We start from the raw sequence: 15,965 nt of genomic DNA on the forward strand, positions 1-15,965 counted from the left end.
TCCGGCGCGAGCTACCGGCCCGGAGGCCTTCGTCCCACTGGGCTTCAACCGCCACCGACGGTCAGGCATCAGGGAACCAAAGACGCGAGAGCTACGTCACCGGCTCGTCGTCCGGCCCGAGCAGAGTGAAGAACCGTGCGATGGCAGGCGTGTGAGTGTCGACTCGCGAGCCCTTATCCCAGCAGACGTGCATGATCGCAGGACCCGGCACCAGCACCGTTCCCTTGCCGTACTCGAAGTGCTGGATCCTGTCGTCCCGCTTCAGGTCGGTCCACTCCAGCGGCCCGGGTCGCGCGGCCACGCCAGGCCGGCGCCGAGCCGAGCTCACGACAACTCCGGATCGTCGTGGCGCTCCCACGCCGAACTCAGGATCGGCCAGTCGCCGGGCCCGAGCTGCACCTCGTTATGAGCCGTCGGCGGCGGCACGGTCTCTTCACGGGCAGCGTCGGTCGGCGCATCCAAGCGGCCAGATGTCGCCAGCGTGCTCAACATCCGTCGAGCATCGGGAGCGAGTCGGGGCCACGCGTCGAGCACGGCGGTCAGATCTGGATCATCGGCCACTTCCTGCGTGCGGTCATCTGCGGCCCTGATCATGAGCACTACGTTAGGGAGCCGTCGCTCCAAGGTGAACGAAGTTTCTAGAGATTTCTCCTAGGCCCTTGACTATTTCGGCGTCGAGTTCGCACTCTGTGTGAGCACCGGCAAGCTGATTACCCCACCTACCCCGAGGAGAATCACCATGCAGCACCCGCAACCCGAGCAGCTCAACCACATCGCCACCGACCCCAACACGAACAAGGAAGGTTGCCCGTCGTACTACGCGACGGACGACGGCAGATACATCGTCCAGGGCTACAAGCTGACCAGCGACCTGGCACGTGGTCAGCTGGTGAATTTCCCCGAGGGCGAGGACGCGGTCATCATCACGCCGGGACTCGTCGAGCTAATCCTTGCCCACCACGCCGGCCAGACCGGCCCCACGGCGTGACCGATCCGACCTTCGTCAACGTCGGCGCGGAGTTCGTCGAGTTCGCTCGTGGCTACCAGCACACCGCGTACCGGCTCGAGGTGAGAGACAACTACGCCGACCCGAGCGAGGCGGAGCACGTTCAGAAGTTCGTCGCTGGCGAGCCAGATGACGAGTCGTGGATGGAAGACTGGATGGGCCTGGTCCTCCGCCGCACCCTCGAAGGCCGGCGCATTGAGCGCGTTCGGGTGGTGAGCGAACCGTGGTCGGACTACGTGCGGTACGGCCTCCACTCGGCACGCCTCAACACCGCAGCCGGTGAGGACATCCGCTACCTGTCGCGCGGTCGCGCGAACGAGCTGGGCCTGCCGACGTACGACTACTGGCTGCTTGATTCACACAAGATGTGCATACTCCGGCACGATGACCAGGACGTGTTGCTCGGAGCGGACATCATCCACGATCCCGCGGTGATCCTTGAGCACGCCTACTTCCGAGATGTCGCTCGGCGGTTCGCGGCCCCGCGGGCCGAGTACCTGTCAAGGTACGACGACGAGTTCCTCAGCAAGAGCAACATCAACAGATAAGCGAGTGTGGGTGTCCAGTTTCCAGCGAGCGCGTGAGGCGCTCGGCAACCGTCTCCGGGAGCTGAGACTGGACGCCCACCTCACCGGGCGTGACCTAGCGGCTGCGGCCTCCTGGGTGCCATCCAAGATCTCGAAGATCGAGTCGGGGCAGCAGACACCAACCGACGCAGACCTCGCCACATGGGCCCTGATCTGCGGTCGCGAGGCGATCGTTGCGGAGCTCGTCGGCACGCTGCGATCCCTCGAGCAGCAGTACGTCGAGCATCGACGCATGTTCCGCACGGGCCTCCCCTCCCGGCAGCGTTCGATCGCTGAGATCGAGGCGTCGACGTCGCTGACTCGGAACTTCGAGCCTTGCTTCGTACCTGGCCTGCTGCAGACAGCCGAGTACGCCCGGTACCGGTTCGCGGAAGGTGATCCGGATGAATCCGAGCGCGGTGTGCCCAAGAGCGAGGCCGAGCTCGATGAGGCGATCGCTGCTCGGATGGACCGGCAGAGGATCCTGCACCGTGGTGAGAAGAAGTTCCACTTCGTGATGACCGAGGCCGTCATCCGGTACCAGGTGTGCCCGCCCGACGTGATGACCGGACAGATCGGCCACCTGATCTCGATGACGACTCTGCCGGCGATCCGCGTCGGGATCATCCCGTTCGATGCGACTTTCAGCGTCGGGCCGCAGCACGGCTTCTACCTGTACGACAGCAAGTTGGTGCTGGTCGAGCTCTTCACCGCCGGCCTGAACATCACCCAGGCGGACGAGATCGGAGCCTACGAGCGGATCTTCGGCCACCTCGCGAACGCCGCCGTCTACGGCCCCGAGGCCAGGGCACTCCTAACCCGCAGGCTCGACCGCCACCACGAGACGAGCTCCTAGCGAGCGGCTGTCTCGACCGACTTCACCTTGACAGTCGGCGAGGTCCACGCGACGACGCAGGTCACGTCGTACCAGTTGTCGCCCCACTTGGTCTCGTGGTTCACCTCACCCAGCACCCGCCAATCGGTGCCGTCAATCTGCTCGAAGCTCTGCTTGCCGCTGTCGTGTGTCACTAGCGGCGAAAGCTTCTGCTGGGCGGCTGTTATGCATGCTTCGCCCAACTCGAACATCCGGTCACGGACTTCCGCGCTGACTGGTTTCTGTTCGTCCGACTTCATCAACACCACCCCGCCGACCGTTGCTGCCAACAGCGTCACGCCCACGATCACACCCGCCCTGCGGCCGGCCCCCATCTTCAAGTTCATGCCCCGAGTGTGGGGGGCAGGGAGCTTCGCGGGGAAGGCCTCGGCGCGTCGCCAGAGGATCTGGCACGGGGCTGGCACGACGAAGGCCGGTCCCTATCGGAACCGGCCTCTGACCTGGTCTTTCTTCTGCTCCCGCGACTGGACTCGAACCAGTAACCTGCCGGTTAACAGCCGGCTGCTCTGCCAATTGAGCTACGCGGGATCGAGGTGCTTCTTCGTCCTCAACCCCGAGGACTTGAGTAGGTTAGCAGGCCGGGGACCAACTGCAAAAATGGGATTCCGGGTCGCTGCCGGGTCAGATTCCGAACTCGTCGCGGACTGCTGCCAGGGCGGCTTCGGCGCCGTCGACGACGCCGGGCTGGGAGGGCTCCAATCCCTTGTCCAGAACGAAGTTCCAGTGCACCTGGGCGTCGGGCTCGGAGGGGTTGCGGCGGCCGACGACGCGGACGCCCTTCTTGCCGGACAGTACGACGTGGCGCTGGATCAGGACGCTCGCGTCGATGCGCTCACGCAGTAGCTGGCCGAAGCGGCCGGGATCTTCGACCTTGAGTTCGGTACTACGCAGTGGAGTGCCGAAGGCGGTGGTCTCGTAGACGCGCAGGACGGACTCCTCCGAGTCCCAGCCGGCCCGCTCGATCTTCTCCCAGCCGACGCGGCGGACCGTGCCGTCGGTCTCCGTCGGCAGGTACAGCGCTGCGCGGCCGCCGGCCACCCAGCTGCCGTCGAGCAGCTGTACTGCGGCCAGGATGTCCTCTTTGCCGCCCGGGGAATGCCTGGAGGCAATAGCGACCGCCTCGCTCAGCTCGCGCGGCCACGACGTACGACGAAGTCTCAGCACAGGTCCATGGTCTCAGGGCGGTCCAACCGTCAGGCCGCGTAGTCCCGCAATCCGATCGCGCAGCGGCGCCGGAGATCGATCAGGGCTTGGGATTCGAGCGTGCGAACCTGGTCGGGATCGAGGTCGAGCAGGGCGGCTGTTTCGTCGACCGACGCCGCGGCTGGGCCGATCAGGCCGAAGCGCAGGCTGAGTACTGCGCGTTGGTCGTCGTCGAGGAACTCGAGTTGGTAGTGCAGATCACGCCGGAGCGCGGCTCGGAGCACGATGGAGTCGTCGTCGACGTACTGGTCGGTGTCGTCCAGATCGAGGGTCTCGGGGCGGATCTTCCAGGCGTGGGCGCGCTCGACGCGAGCGACGGTGAGCGAGGCTCCGGCTGCTACTTCGGCGGTGGATGGCTCGCGGCCCAGGCGTTGCGTGAGCTCGCGTTGGACGGCTGCCACCCGGCCCGCGTCGGTGTAGGCCTGGGCGGGCATGCGGACGAGTCTGGAGCGGTCGGAGATGGCGCGGCCGATCGACTGGCGGATCCACCAGATGGCGTAGGTGGAGAAGCGGTTGCCGAGTCGGTGGTCGAAGCGCTCGACCGCTCTCATCAGGCCCAGGTTGCCTTCCTGGATGAGGTCGAGGAGGGAGATGCCTTTGCCGGTGTAGCGCTTGGCCAGGGAGACGACCAGGCGGAGGTTGCCCTCGATCATCTTCTGGCGGGCTTGTTCGCCCAGTACGACGATCTCCTGCAGGTCGGTGATGAGGTGATCAGTGGTCTTGGTTTCGCTCGGCGCCTTTGCGGATGGGGTGGCGTGTTGTGTGGAAGACGAGGCGGAAGGGTGACGGATGTCTTCGGCGGCAGGCGAGGGTGGCTGAGCAGTCGGCGCGGGGCGCGCGGGCGAGATCGGCTGTGGGTTTGAGGCGGTGAGGGTGGTCAGGCGGTCGGCGGCCAGCAGGCCGGCTTCTATCCAGAAGGCATGGGTGGTGACTTCTTCGGTGCTGAGCAGCTCGTGGCGGCCGATGTCGCGGAGGTAGGTGATCAGGGCGTGCAGGTCGGCCGGGTCGCAGTCCAGGTTTGGCATGGCAGTCTCCCTCTGTTACTCAAGAGAGTGCCGTGATGACGATGGGTGACCGGCGGGTAGTTCTGGGGCTGTGGAAAACAGGCCCTAGATGGCACCGCTGATCGCTTGTTCGCGGAGTTCGGCGCGGTAGCGCTCCAGCGCGATCAGTTCGCCGAACATCCGGTTGTAGTCGTCGGCCTTGTCGATCGGGTTGGTGCGCTGGAGCTTCGACTTGAGGTCGGCGATCCGGCGTAGGCAGGTGAGCTCCTGGAGCCGGGCCAAATGTGCCCGGGCGTAGATCTCGTCGGGATCGCGGTCGAGGCGCACCGGGTCGACGGCGAGCGCGCTGACGACGGCGGCGGCCGGGTCGATGCCCATCGCCTCGCGGACCGCGACCACCCACGCCTCCCCCGGCGGAGCCTGCGCGGGGCCGCCGGTCTTCGCCATCGCGGTCCGTACGGCGGCGAGCCAGGGGTGGGTGAAGTCCTGGTCGTCCAGCTCGTCGAACGCCGTACCCATCAGGTGCGGGTGCTGCATCGCGATCTTCAGTACGTCCCACTCGATCGTGAAGCGCTGGTCGCGCGGTGACGGCAGGTCGACGCGAGGCGGCGCGGCCGGAGCCTCGCTCGTCGCCTGCACGGGACCGCGGTCGGGCGCGGCGGGAGCGGGGGCAGGACGAGAGGCAGCCCGGTGTACTTCGGTCCGCACCTGGTCCACCTCCATCCCCAGATGCCCGGCCAGTTCGCGTGTGAAGGCGTCGACCTTGGACCGGTCGCGGATGCTGATCACGAGTTTCGCCGCGTCGCGCAGGGCGTCGATCCGGGTGTCCGCGCGGTCCAGGTCGTACTTCGAGAGCACATTGGACAACACGAACCGGTACAGCGGAACCCGCCGGCCGATCAGCTCGCGCACCGCTGCGTCGCCCTTCTGCAACCGCAGATCGCAGGGGTCGAGTCCGTCAGGCTCGACCGCCACGTAGGTCTGCGACGCGAAGGCCTGGTCGCCTTCGAAAGCCTTCAGCGCGGCACGCTGGCCGGCGCTGTCACCGTCGAAGGTGAAGATCACCTCGCCGCGGAACTGGTCGTGGTCGAGCAGCAACTGACGCAGTACGCGCGAGTGGTCCTCACCGAACGACGTGCCGCAGGTAGCCACCGCAGTCTGTACGCCGGCCAGGTGGCAGGCCATCACGTCGGTGTACCCCTCGACGACGACCGCCTGCTTGCCCTTCGCGATCTCCCGTCGCGCCAGGTCGACGCCGTACAGGACCTTGGACTTCTTGTAGATCGCGGTCTCGCCGGTGTTGAGGTACTTCGCCTCGATCTTGTCGTCGTCGAACAGCCGCCGGGCACCGAACCCGATCACGTCACCGCCGGCGTCGCGGATCGGCCACATCAGCCGGCCGCGGAAGCGGTCGTAGAGCCCGCGCTGGCCGTCCGAGCAGAGTCCGGAGGCGAGCAGTTCGGTGTTGGTGAACCCGCGGCCGCGCAGGTGCGCGACCAGCGACTCACCGCCGCGGGGCGCGAAACCGACGCCGAACAGTACGGCGGCGTCGCGGTCGAAGCCGCGCTTGTCGAGGAACTGCCGGCCGAGCATCGCGTCCGCGGCGCCGAACAGCTGCTCGGAGTAGAACTCGGCGGCAACCTTGTGCGCCTCGACCAGCCGCGGCCGCTGGTTGCTCTGCGAACGCTGGATCGGCGCGCCGGTGTCGTCGTACCGGAGCTGGATGCCGACCTTGGCGGCGAGCGTCTCGACCGCCTCGTGGAAGCTGATCTGATCGATCTTCTGGATGAAGTCGATCACGTCGCCGCCCTCTTGGCAGCCGAAGCAGTAGAAGAAGCCGCGGGCCGGCGTCACGTTGAACGACGGCGACTTCTCGTCGTGGAACGGGCACAGTCCCTTGAGCGATCCGCCGCCCGCGTTCTTCAACGTCACATAGGAGCCGACGATCTCGTCGATCCGAGCACGCTCGCGCACCAGCGCGATGTCCTCTTCCTTGATCCTGCCGGCCACGCGGTGAGTCTACGGTCCCACCGAAGCCCGTGACACAACGGACGGCCACAGCCGAATATTCGCTGGCGCCCGGGTCACCGCCGGACGCACGATTCAGCTCTCGACGACCCCGCCGGGACCCTGGGGTGCGTGTGCGACAGACGATGCCTATCCAACTTCCGGAGATGTCCGTGCAGTCGTCGGCTATGCGCTGGAGCACGGCTGGCAGCCGGACGAGGTCGGTGGAACTTTTGTGCTGACCGAGGCTGAGCAGGCAGCGGCGTTCGAGCTGCCGGCTTTTCTGATCACCGATCGGCTGAGGCATCCCGGAGCGCCGGAGCCGGGTCTGCGGGTGTCGTCCTCCGCTGCGGGGACCTCCGGCTAGAAGTCCCCGCCGGCGAGGTCAGAGGTCGGAGAGTTCGATCGACGTGTCTGCGAGGCGGGCTGGGTCGTGGGGCTTCTTGGAGCTGATCAGGGACTTCAGCTGGTCGATGGTGTCCCAGGTGTTGACCTGCATGGCGGCCAGGGCGTGGTTGTCGGGCGACAGCCAGAAGGCCAGGTAAGCGCCGGTGGTGGGGTCGCCGCGGAGGACCACCTGGTACGACGTGCCGCGCGGGACGTCGCCGGTGTACTCCATGCCGAGGTCGTACTGGTCGGTGAAGAAATACGGCAGCGCATCCTGTACGACGTCCTGGCCGAGCAGCGCCTTGGCGGCGACGACTCCGCTGTCGATCGCGTTCTGCCAGTGCTCGACACGGACCGAGCGGCCGAGCAGCGGGTGGTCCCAGCGGACCACGTCACCGGCGGCGTACACACCCGGCACGGAGGTCTGGAGGTCCGAGCCGGTGAGAATGCCTGAACCCTCGTCGCGGCCGGCCACCTCGATGCCGGCGGCCTCGGCGAGTTCGGTGTTGGGCTGGACGCCGACCCCGACGACCACCAGATCGGCGGGCAGGACGTCGCCGCCCGACAGCTTCACGCCGGTCACCTGGCCGTCGCCTTCGAAGCCCGCGACGCTGGTGTCGAACCTCAGCTCGACACCGTGCTGACGGTGCAGCTCGGCGTACAGGTTGCCGATCTGCTCGCCCATCACCGAGGCGAGTGCGGTCGGCTGCGGCTCGACGACAGTGACCTCGCAACCACGCTCGCGCGCGGCCGCGGCGGATTCGAGCCCGATCCAGCCGGCGCCGACGACGACCACGCGCGGCTTTGCGGCGTACGCGTCGGTGAGCGCCTGAGACTCGGCCGCAGTCCGCAGATAGTGGACGCCGGCCAGCTCAGCCCCCGGTACGTCGAGCTTGCGCACCCGGCTGCCGGTGGCGATCAGCAGCTTGCCGTACGCGATCTCGCCGTTCTCGCCCAGACTGACCGTCCGAGCCGCCGTGTCGATCGCCGTCGCCTTCGTGCCCAGGCGCAGCTCGATGTTCTTCTCGTCGTACCAGTTCTGGTCGTGGAGCCGCGCGGCCTCCGGCTCCTTCTTGCCGAGCAGCACGTCCTTGGACAGCGGCGGTCGCTCGTAGGGCAGTTCGGTCTCGTCGCCGATCAGGACGACCTCTCCGGTCCAGCCCTCGTCCCTCAGCGTCTCCGCGGCCTTGGCGCCGGCCAGGCTCGCCCCGATGATGACAATGCGCTCCGAGTCGGTCATGTCCCGAGGTTAGACCAGCCGCGTGTGCCAGCTCAGGGCCGACGGGTCGGTCAGCGACGCGACCTGATCGACGATGACCCGCAGCCGGGCGCCGTCGTCCGCGGCGTCGCGGAAGTCGGCGGCGAAGGGCGCGTCCAGCTCGCGCGGCGCCGAGGCCCACAACACCTCGACCAGCTCGGTCAGCAGCTCGCGCTGGACCGCCCGGCGGGCCTGCCGCTCGGGCGAGTTCAGCACGTGGAACATGCCGATGCTCTTGAGCAGCGCGATCTCGACCCGGACGCTGTCCGGCGCGACCAGGTCGGCCTCGTAGCGGATCAGTCGCGACCGGCCGAAGCGCGCGTGGGTGGCCTGCTCGGCCGCGGTCACGAAGCGCCCGATCAGCTGGCTGGTGAGATCCTTCAGCCCGCCGAGCGCGCGCCGGCTGTCGTCGAAAGGCGCGCTCGGCCAGTACGGCAGCGCGGTCAGCCGGTCCCAGCCGTCGTCCAGCTCCGCATCGGTTGCCTCAGGCAAGTAGATTCGCCGGACCGTCTCCCAGTACGGCGCCCGCTCAGCACCGATCCGGCCGAGATCGATGTACCGCGCGACGATCCCGTCCTCGACGTCGTGCACCGAGTAGGCCACGTCGTCGGCGAAGTCCATCACCTGTGCCTCGAGACAGCGCCGGCCGCCCTCGACGCCCTGCCGCAGCCAGTCGAAGACCGCCGCGTCGTCGTCGTACGCACCGAACTTCCGCTCCCCCGGCTTGCGCTGCCACGGGTACTTCGTGGCCGCGTCGAGAGTCGCGCGGCTGAGGTTCAGCCCCACGCTGCGTCCGGCCGCGTCGAACGTCTTCGACTCCAGCCGGGTCAGCAACCGCAGGGTCTGCGCGTTTCCCTCGAAGCCGCCGATCTTCTCCGCCAACTGGTCCAGAGCCCGCTCACCGTTGTGCCCGAACGGCGGGTGACCCAGGTCGTGGGCGAGACAGGCCGCGTCGACGATGTCCGGATCACAGCCGAGCGTGCTGGCCAGCTCCCTGCCGATCTGCGCCACCTCCAGGCTGTGCGTCAGCCGGTTGCGCACGAAGTCGTCGCTGCCCGCCGTCGCGACCTGCGTCTTCGCCGCCAGCCGACGCAACGCGGCACTGTGCAGCACACGCGCGCGATCACGAGCGAACGCCGACCGCCCCGGCCGTTTGACCGGCTCCGCGACCCACCGCTCCGCGTCGTGCTCGTCGTACCACTCGTGCTGCTTTCTCATCACCACTCACCCTAGCCACCCGCACCGACAGTTCTTCTGCGAACTTCGGCGTAACAGCGAAGGACTCCCGGCGATACAGCAGGCAAGGGGAACGGGAACACCAGGGGGAACCAGATGGCCGGTCGGCCGGCGTGCGTCCGCGTGCGGGTATGAAGAAGCGAACCGTCGCGATCCTCGCGTTGGCGGCCGGGCTCGCGACCGGCGTTCTGGTCGGCGTGTTCGACCAGGGCGACCGGACGATCGGTCCCGAGCACGCCGCCTCCGCATGCCCTCGGTCCGGCGCGGTCACCAAGTTCACCACGCGACTCTCGGTGAGCGAGGGGTCGGCACAGCAGGCGCAGGTGCGCGCGTCGGCCGCGGCCGAGGTCGCGCAGGCCGATAGGTCGTGGACGCCGGATCGGCTGCCGCTCTGCGTCTTCTCCAACGGCCAGACGCAGGAGTTCCCGAGCAACCCCGAATACGAGCGACTCGGCCCGCCGCAGCTCCCTGTTTCGCGGTACGAGCTCGACGCCGCCGCGTCGAAACTGCAGGTCGACTACGCGCAGACCCTGATCCCGCTGCAGGGACTGCCCGGCGCACCCAGCGCGGACTACTACTTCAGCCAGTTCACCGCCTCCGCAGTGGCCGCCTACCGGCAGGGCCGGGTCCTGCATTTGGACATCGACCTCTGCCGATCCCCGAGAGTCCGCCTGGTCTGCCAACCGAACCCCACCAAGGCCGCCCCGGCCGTCGTCGAACTGGTGATCGCCGACAACGTCCGCGCCGAGCACTCCACCGTCACCAGCGCGCCTCAACCCACCTCGTTGAAGTCAGACCCCGCCGCCCGTACGACGACGTACACCTGGCGACTGACCGACCCGGCCACACCACTGTCGGTCGAGATCCCGCTGGCCTGGACCGTCCGCTGGACCGCTCAGTCCTCCCCGGTCGGTGAACCGGGCAACTTCTCCCTCGGTTCTGCGAGCTTCCGGGTCAACTGGCCGATGCTCCGGGACACCTCACCCGCCCTGCTCGCCCTCGCGCTCGCGACGTTCTTCCTGGGACGGTTCGGGCAGCGCGCGGCCGGGATCGGTCCGGCTCTCGCCTTCACCGCTTTGCTGGCCGGCCTGACCATCGACGTTCTTCCCTTCCAGCCAGGTGACGGCCTGCTGAGTGCCTTCACCTGGGCCGCCGTCACGATCCTGAGCGCGGTCAACCGGCGGGGCTTGCTGATCGGCGCAGCCGTGCTGGGACTGCTCGCTGCGGTCGGCGGAGCGGTCGGGGATCTCCAACTCGCTTCCTCGCTCGGCCTGCTGACCGTCGTGACAGCCGGCCTCATCAGCCTGGGCTCCAGACTGTTGGTGATCCCCCGGACACTGTCGATCGCAGCCCTTGAGAACACCTCGCCCTGGTTCAGGAACCGCGCTCTGTCGGTTCGCGGAGGCCTCGCCAGAGCGGCCTTGTTCCTCCTGGTCGCGACGGCCGCGGCCTCCGCCGGTGACGCGCTCGGCCGGTACGCCGAGAGGGACGGCCGCAGCCTCACCCAACTGGTCGACTCCGTCGTGATGTCCGCGAGCAGCAACCTCGGCTGGGTGGTCCTCTCCGCGACGTCAACGCTCGTCCTCTGCCTCTGTCTGGCGAAGTTCGCCACCATCCCGGCGGCACAGCTGCAGATCACCTCCGCCCAGGTCCTCGCGTTGACCCTGGTCGTCGCCGTGGTCGTGCCACCGCCGACCTTGAGGTGGGCAGGCGTCGGCCTGCCGGTCTGGCTGCTGACCTGGCTGACGCTGGCGCTCGTCGTCCGAGGCCGCGAACCGGCAGGGCTGGTACCGGACGGGCTCACCGCGCGCGAGCGATTGGACCGTGCTCTGAAGGCCGAGAAGTCCCGGGGCGAAGTACTCGCGCTGGACACCAAGCTGACCGCGGGCGCCGCAAGCCTCACCGACCTGGAGACGAGCGCCTCGACCCACCGAAGGTTCTACCCAGGTGACCTGGGCAGAGATCTGTTCAGGCGAGGTTCCGGCGCCGGCTGGCTCGCGAACGCGAGGACAACAGCCTGGATCGGTACTGCGCTGGCCCTGTTGCTGGTCGGCTACTACGTCTTCGGTGCCCTCCAAGCACTGCCCCGACGGCTGACCTACAACGGACTCTTCTACCTCGCCGTCGACGTCCTCTCCGAGTTCGCCCGGTGGATCGGCCTGGCCTTCGCCTTCGGCGCGCTGTACCAGCGGCTGCCCACGCGAGTCGGCGCTAGCAAAGGCGCAGTACTCGGCATCGCCTGGATGGCCGGCGCGGGCCTTGCGGAGCTGGCCGCCGGCTGGCGCGGTACGCCGACGTCCGGGCTGTGGCTCTACCTGTCGCTCCAGATCATCGTCTTCCTGATCGCGCTCGGCGCGGCCTACGACCTGATGACCGTCGAGGCGGCCGGCGGCTCGTGGCGGCGGCTGACCGACCTGTACCGGATCCAGACCTTCCGGCAGCGCCTCGCCTACCTGGGTCCGCTGGTGCTCGCGCTGATCGGGCTGGCCGACCAGATCCGCACGGGAGCGCCCGAAGAGCTGGCGAAGCAACTCTTCGCCGGTCTCAGCGCGATCGCAGGCTGACCTGGCTCAGCCTGCGACGCAGTAGCGGAGCCAGGTGATGCCGGGTTTGAAGGTCTCGACGTTGGCCAGGGCGAGGTCGAGGTGGCCGGTGAAGGTGTCGTGCCAGCGGGGCGCGTCGCCGACCACGACGGGGTGGATCAGGAGGCTCAGTTCGTCGACCAGACCCTGCTCCAGCAGAGCACCGACGAGAGCGCCGCCGCTGTCGACGCGGACCAGCTTGGCGCCGCGGCGGCCGAGCAGGTCCAGGACTTCCGCCAGGTCGACGTGGTCGTAGCCGGTGACGCACTCCTGGATGGTGCTGTCAGGGGCTCGGGCCGGCGTCAGCTCGGAGTACAGCGCGAGGACGTCCGACCAGTAGCCGAGGTCGCGGAGCGCGTCGAGGTTGTGGACGCGATGGCGGCTGTCGACGACCGCCAGCAGCGGTCCGGCAGCCCGTGGGCCCGGCCTCGGCGCGACCCGGACAGCACTCTCCTGGGCGAGGAGGGTGTCGGCGCCGACCAGCGTCACATCCTCCTGCCACAAGGTCGCCATCGCGTAGAAACGCGCTTGGTCCGCCTCGAAGCCGGTGGTCGCACCGTCGATCGAGATCGCGAGATGAGCCAGTACATGAGGCCGCATAGCTCAGAAGCTAGACGGCCCCACCGACAGATTCCCACGGCAGCGCGGTTCCTGAGGTCGCTGCTGCTTGGAGGCGGGCGCGGATCGACTTCCGTGCCTGGGTGTAGATCGCGGCATCGCCGTCGCGGAGCAGGGAGGCCAGGTTCGCGGAGTCGTAGTAGGCGTTCAGCTCGAACGCGAGTTGGACGGGATCCGTCGTGAGCTCACCAGCCGCGATCGCTTCACCGACTGTCTGCTCGAGCAACTGGATCCACTCACGATTGACCTCGGCCAGGTATTCGTGGACCGGGCCGCGGCGGGCGCCGTACTCATGGGAGGCCTTCGCGAAGAAGCAGCCACCGGGGAAGACGCGCCGCTCCGAATAGTCCAGCCAGCGCTCGCTCAGCAACCACAGCCGTCCCAGTCCGGGCTCCACAGCGAACGCAGGCTCGACCACTGCCTCCGCGTAGATCCGCCGGGCCGCTCGAACAGTCGCCAGCTGCAGTTCTTCCTTCGACCCGAAGTGCGCGAACACACCGGCCTTGCTGAGCTCCAGTTCCTTGGCCAGCCGGCCGATCGACAACCCTTCCAGCCCGTCCACAGAGGCGATGTCGACCGCGGCGCGCAGTACCGACCGCCGCGTCTGGTCGCCACGCACCAGGCGCCCATCGACTCGTGTCTCCACCCGCCACCTCCTGTCCGGCAGATCTTAGTTCGCTTGACTCCGTGACCTGGACAATCTAATAATACGACCGTTCGTATAGTTTCTCGGCCCGGAGGACCACCACGATGAATCTCAGGTTGCTGAACCTGCTGCCAGCCGGGATCGCCGGGCGGATCGCGTTCGAGTTGTGGCAGCGACCGTTCAAGCGCGGCCAGGTGCGTGAGAGCGAGCGCGAGATCCATCAGGCCGCCCGCGTCGAGGTGATCGACGGGGTCGTCACCTACGCGTGGGGCGATGGCGAACGGCCGATCCTGCTGGTGCACGGCTGGCGGTCGCGCGCCTCGCGCTTCCACGGCTTCGTCACCCGGCTGCTCGACCTCGGCTACAGCCCGATCTCGTACGACGCGCCTGGACACGGCGACTCCCCCGGCCGGGTCGCGACGATCGTCGGCCACCAGCACATCATCCAAGGCCTAGAGAATCGCCACGGGCCGTTCGAAGGCGTGATCGCGCACTCGCTGGGCGTCCCGTTCGCCCTGTACGCCGTCCGCGAGGGCGTTGCCGCCGGGCGGGTGGTCGCGATCAGCGGGTTCGCGCGGTTCGACTACCTGGTCGACGCCTTCTGCCGCGCGCTCGGGCTCGGCCCGAAGGTGAACCAGGGCCTGCGACGATCCATCGAACGCGGCTACTTCGGCGGCGACGATCAGATCTGGACCAGATTCTCGGCCACCGCCGGCGAGGTCGACCTGCTGGTGATCCACAACGACGAGGACGACGTGGTGGATCCCGGCCAGGCGCCGCTGCTGCTGGCGGCGTACGGGCCGCGGGCGCACTTCCTGCAGACCAACGGCCTCGGCCATCGCCGGATCCTGGTCGATCCGGAGGTGATCACCGAGGCCGTGGCCTTCTTGCAGGACCAGGCGGGCAGGCGGGAATCAGATGTCGCGGAACGTCTCGATCTGGGCGCCTAGCGAGTTCAGGCGGGCGGCCAGTTCCTCGTAGCCGCGGTTGATGACGTAGACCGACCGCAGTACCGAGGTGCCCTTGGCCGCCATCATCGCGATCAGCGTGACGACCGCCGGACGCAGGGCCGGCGGGCACATGATCTCGGCGCCGGAGAAGTGCGTCGGGCCCTCGACCATCACCCGGTGCGGGTCGAGCAGCTTGACCCGGCCGCCGAGCTTGTTCAGGTCGGTCAGGTAGATCGCGCGGTTCTCGTAGACCCAGTCGTGGATCAGCGTCTGCCCGGTCGCCGTCGCGGCGATGACCGCGAAGAACGGCAGGTTGTCGATGTTCAGGCCCGGGAACGGCATCGGGTGGATCTTGTCGATCGGCGCGTGCAGCGTCGACGGCCGGGTGGTCAGGTCGACCAGCCGGGTGCGGCCGTTCTCGGCCAGGTACTCGTCGGTGCGGCTGTAGTCGAGCCCCATCTCCTCCAGCAGCGCCAGCTCGATCTCCAGGAACTCGATCGGCGCCCGCCGGATGGTGATCTCCGAGCTGGTCACGATCGCCGCGGTGAGCAGGCTCATCGCCTCGATCGGGTCCTCGGACGGCGCGTAGTCGACGTCCACGTCGATCTCGGCCTGACCGTGCACGGTCAGCGTGGTCGAGCCGACCCCGTCGATCCGGACGCCGAGCAGTTCGAGGTAGAAGCAGAGGTCCTGCACCATGTAGTTGGACGAGGCGTTGCGGATCACCGTGACGCCGTCGTGCCGGGCGGCGGCCATGATCGCGTTCTCGGTCACCGTGTCGCCGCGCTCGGTCAGCACGATCGGCTTGCCCGGCGTGATCGCCCGGTTGACCAGCGCGTGGTACTCCCCGGCGGTCGCCTTGATCTCCAGACCGAACGGGCGCAGCGCCGACATGTGCGGCTCGACCGTCCGGGTGCCGAGGTCGCAGCCACCGGCGTACGGCAGGGCGAAGGTGTCCTCGCGGTGCAGCAGCGGGCCGAGGAACATGATGATGCTGCGGGTCCGCCGGGCCGCCTCGGCGTCCATCGCGGCCAGGTCGAGGTGCTCCGGCGGCACGATCTCCAGGTCACCGGCGTCGTTCAGCCAGGTGGTCTTCACGCCGATCGAGTTCAGTACCTCGAGCAGCCGGTTGACCTCCTCGATCCGCGCGACCTTGCGCAGCGTCGTCCGGCCCTTGTTCAGCAGCGAGGCGCACAACAGCGCGACCCCGGCGTTCTTGGACGACTTCACGTCGATGGATCCGGACAGTTGGCGTCCACCTACGACACGGAGGTGGACCGGACCGCCACCAAGAGAGACAATTTCGGAGTCGAGTGCCTCGCCGATCCGGGCGAGCATCTCGAGAGTGAGGTTCTGATGACCCTTTTCGATCCGGTTCACCGCGCTCTGACTGGTGCCCAGCACGTCGGCGAGCTGGGTCTGCGTCCAGCCGCGGTGCTTGCGGGCGTCCCGGATGAGGTTGCCGATCCGGCTCAGGTAGTCGTCAGTCATGCGCCGGACCTTATCTCACATGTGAGATACCGATTGACCGACCCACCGCTCACAGCGTAGCCAACGTCACGACGCACCGGCCGCCAACCCTCGGTGCATCCCCAGCGTCATAGTCT

16 protein-coding genes and 1 tRNA gene are annotated in these 15,965 nt (G+C 67.9%); 5 read left to right on the top strand and 12 right to left on the bottom strand.

What is annotated here, in order from left to right; genetic code table 11:
- Window positions 1–91 precede the first annotated feature (91 nt).
- On the bottom strand, window positions 92–328 hold the full coding sequence (locus OX958_RS23980) for a hypothetical protein (protein ID WP_270131563.1): 237 nt from the start codon (window positions 326–328) through the stop codon (window positions 92–94).
- Window positions 325–594, bottom strand: a complete 270-nt coding sequence (locus OX958_RS23985; protein WP_270131565.1) for a hypothetical protein — start codon at window positions 592–594, stop codon at window positions 325–327. Before OX958_RS23985 ends, OX958_RS23980 begins: the two co-directional genes overlap by 4 nt.
- A 145-nt stretch (window positions 595–739) precedes the next feature.
- On the opposite strand from OX958_RS23985, the gene OX958_RS23990 reads away from it, so the two are divergent.
- The 3 genes from OX958_RS23990 to OX958_RS24000 are packed head-to-tail and all read left to right on the top strand — an operon-like array spanning window position 740 to window position 2,428.
- Window positions 740–988, top strand: coding sequence for a hypothetical protein (locus OX958_RS23990; protein ID WP_270131567.1), 249 nt, complete (start codon window positions 740–742; stop codon window positions 986–988).
- Window positions 985–1,554: a DUF6879 family protein gene (locus tag OX958_RS23995; RefSeq protein ID WP_270131568.1), complete on the top strand. Its 570-nt coding sequence runs from the start codon at window positions 985–987 to the stop codon at window positions 1,552–1,554. Before OX958_RS23990 ends, OX958_RS23995 begins: the two co-directional genes overlap by 4 nt.
- 10 nt (window positions 1,555–1,564) lie before the next feature.
- On the top strand, window positions 1,565–2,428 hold the full coding sequence (locus tag OX958_RS24000; RefSeq protein ID WP_270131570.1) for a helix-turn-helix domain-containing protein: 864 nt from the start codon (window positions 1,565–1,567) through the stop codon (window positions 2,426–2,428).
- Here OX958_RS24000 and OX958_RS24005 read toward each other — a convergent pair.
- The 7 genes from OX958_RS24005 to OX958_RS24035 form a co-directional block, all read right to left on the bottom strand.
- A complete protein-coding gene (locus OX958_RS24005) occupies window positions 2,425–2,793 on the bottom strand; it encodes a hypothetical protein (protein ID WP_270131572.1) in 369 nt (122 codons plus the stop codon). The genes OX958_RS24000 and OX958_RS24005 overlap by 4 nt on opposite strands.
- Before the next feature lie 129 nt (window positions 2,794–2,922).
- Window positions 2,923–2,995 (bottom strand) — tRNA-Asn (locus tag OX958_RS24010).
- Window positions 2,996–3,088: 93 nt separating this feature from the next.
- Window positions 3,089–3,631: a hypothetical protein gene (locus OX958_RS24015; RefSeq protein ID WP_270131573.1), complete on the bottom strand. Its 543-nt coding sequence runs from the start codon at window positions 3,629–3,631 to the stop codon at window positions 3,089–3,091.
- A 29-nt stretch (window positions 3,632–3,660) separates the two neighbouring features.
- Window positions 3,661–4,695 (bottom strand): sigma-70 family RNA polymerase sigma factor, encoded by a 1,035-nt coding sequence (locus tag OX958_RS24020; protein WP_270131574.1) that lies wholly within the window; start codon window positions 4,693–4,695, stop codon window positions 3,661–3,663.
- Between the two features lie 84 nt (window positions 4,696–4,779).
- Window positions 4,780–6,684: a DNA primase gene (gene dnaG / locus OX958_RS24025; RefSeq protein WP_270131575.1), complete on the bottom strand. Its 1,905-nt coding sequence runs from the start codon at window positions 6,682–6,684 to the stop codon at window positions 4,780–4,782.
- A 382-nt stretch (window positions 6,685–7,066) separates the two neighbouring features.
- On the bottom strand, window positions 7,067–8,308 hold the full coding sequence (locus OX958_RS24030) for an NAD(P)/FAD-dependent oxidoreductase (protein WP_270131576.1): 1,242 nt from the start codon (window positions 8,306–8,308) through the stop codon (window positions 7,067–7,069).
- Window positions 8,309–8,317: 9 nt separating this feature from the next.
- Window positions 8,318–9,544 carry a deoxyguanosinetriphosphate triphosphohydrolase gene (locus tag OX958_RS24035; protein ID WP_270131577.1) on the bottom strand — a complete coding sequence of 409 codons (1,227 nt, stop codon included), beginning with the start codon at window positions 9,542–9,544 and terminating at the stop codon, window positions 8,318–8,320.
- A 149-nt stretch (window positions 9,545–9,693) separates the two neighbouring features.
- Here OX958_RS24035 and OX958_RS24040 point away from each other — a divergent pair, with 149 nt between their 5' ends.
- Window positions 9,694–12,126: a hypothetical protein gene (locus OX958_RS24040; protein WP_270131578.1), complete on the top strand. Its 2,433-nt coding sequence runs from the start codon at window positions 9,694–9,696 to the stop codon at window positions 12,124–12,126.
- A gap of 6 nt (window positions 12,127–12,132) precedes the next feature.
- Here the strand turns inward: OX958_RS24040 and OX958_RS24045 are convergent, their stop codons facing one another.
- Entirely contained in the window at window positions 12,133–12,744 is a 612-nt protein-coding gene (locus OX958_RS24045) for a RibD family protein (protein WP_270131579.1), read from the bottom strand.
- Between the two features lie 10 nt (window positions 12,745–12,754).
- Window positions 12,755–13,408 (bottom strand): TetR/AcrR family transcriptional regulator, encoded by a 654-nt coding sequence (locus tag OX958_RS24050; RefSeq protein WP_270131580.1) that lies wholly within the window; start codon window positions 13,406–13,408, stop codon window positions 12,755–12,757.
- A gap of 104 nt (window positions 13,409–13,512) precedes the next feature.
- Here OX958_RS24050 and OX958_RS24055 point away from each other — a divergent pair, with 104 nt between their 5' ends.
- Window positions 13,513–14,358, top strand: coding sequence for an alpha/beta hydrolase (locus tag OX958_RS24055; protein WP_270131581.1), 846 nt, complete (start codon window positions 13,513–13,515; stop codon window positions 14,356–14,358).
- Here the strand turns inward: OX958_RS24055 and OX958_RS24060 are convergent.
- Window positions 14,323–15,849, bottom strand: coding sequence for a helix-turn-helix domain-containing protein (locus OX958_RS24060; RefSeq protein ID WP_270131582.1), 1,527 nt, complete (start codon window positions 15,847–15,849; stop codon window positions 14,323–14,325). The genes OX958_RS24055 and OX958_RS24060 overlap by 36 nt on opposite strands.
- Window positions 15,850–15,965 lie beyond the last annotated feature (116 nt).

This window comes from Kribbella sp. CA-293567 (genome assembly GCF_027627575.1).
Taxonomy (GTDB): Bacteria; Actinomycetota; Actinomycetes; order Propionibacteriales; family Kribbellaceae; genus Kribbella.

Bases quoted from the DNA above. Each gene is read 5' to 3' on its own strand.
- OX958_RS23985 (WP_270131565.1), bottom strand. From the start codon at position 594: ATGATCAGGGCCGCAGATGACCGCACGCAGGAAGTGGCCGATGATCCA.
- OX958_RS23990 (WP_270131567.1), top strand. From the start codon at position 740: ATGCAGCACCCGCAACCCGAGCAGCTCAACCACATCGCCACCGACCCC.
- OX958_RS24005 (WP_270131572.1), bottom strand. From the start codon at position 2,793: ATGAACTTGAAGATGGGGGCCGGCCGCAGGGCGGGTGTGATCGTGGGC.
- OX958_RS24020 (WP_270131574.1), bottom strand. From the start codon at position 4,695: ATGCCAAACCTGGACTGCGACCCGGCCGACCTGCACGCCCTGATCACC.
- OX958_RS24030 (WP_270131576.1), bottom strand. From the start codon at position 8,308: ATGACCGACTCGGAGCGCATTGTCATCATCGGGGCGAGCCTGGCCGGC.
- OX958_RS24035 (WP_270131577.1), bottom strand. From the start codon at position 9,544: ATGAGAAAGCAGCACGAGTGGTACGACGAGCACGACGCGGAGCGGTGG.
- OX958_RS24040 (WP_270131578.1), top strand. From the start codon at position 9,694: ATGAAGAAGCGAACCGTCGCGATCCTCGCGTTGGCGGCCGGGCTCGCG.
- OX958_RS24045 (WP_270131579.1), bottom strand. From the start codon at position 12,744: ATGCGGCCTCATGTACTGGCTCATCTCGCGATCTCGATCGACGGTGCG.
- OX958_RS24055 (WP_270131581.1), top strand. From the start codon at position 13,513: ATGAATCTCAGGTTGCTGAACCTGCTGCCAGCCGGGATCGCCGGGCGG.
- OX958_RS24060 (WP_270131582.1), bottom strand. From the start codon at position 15,849: ATGACTGACGACTACCTGAGCCGGATCGGCAACCTCATCCGGGACGCC.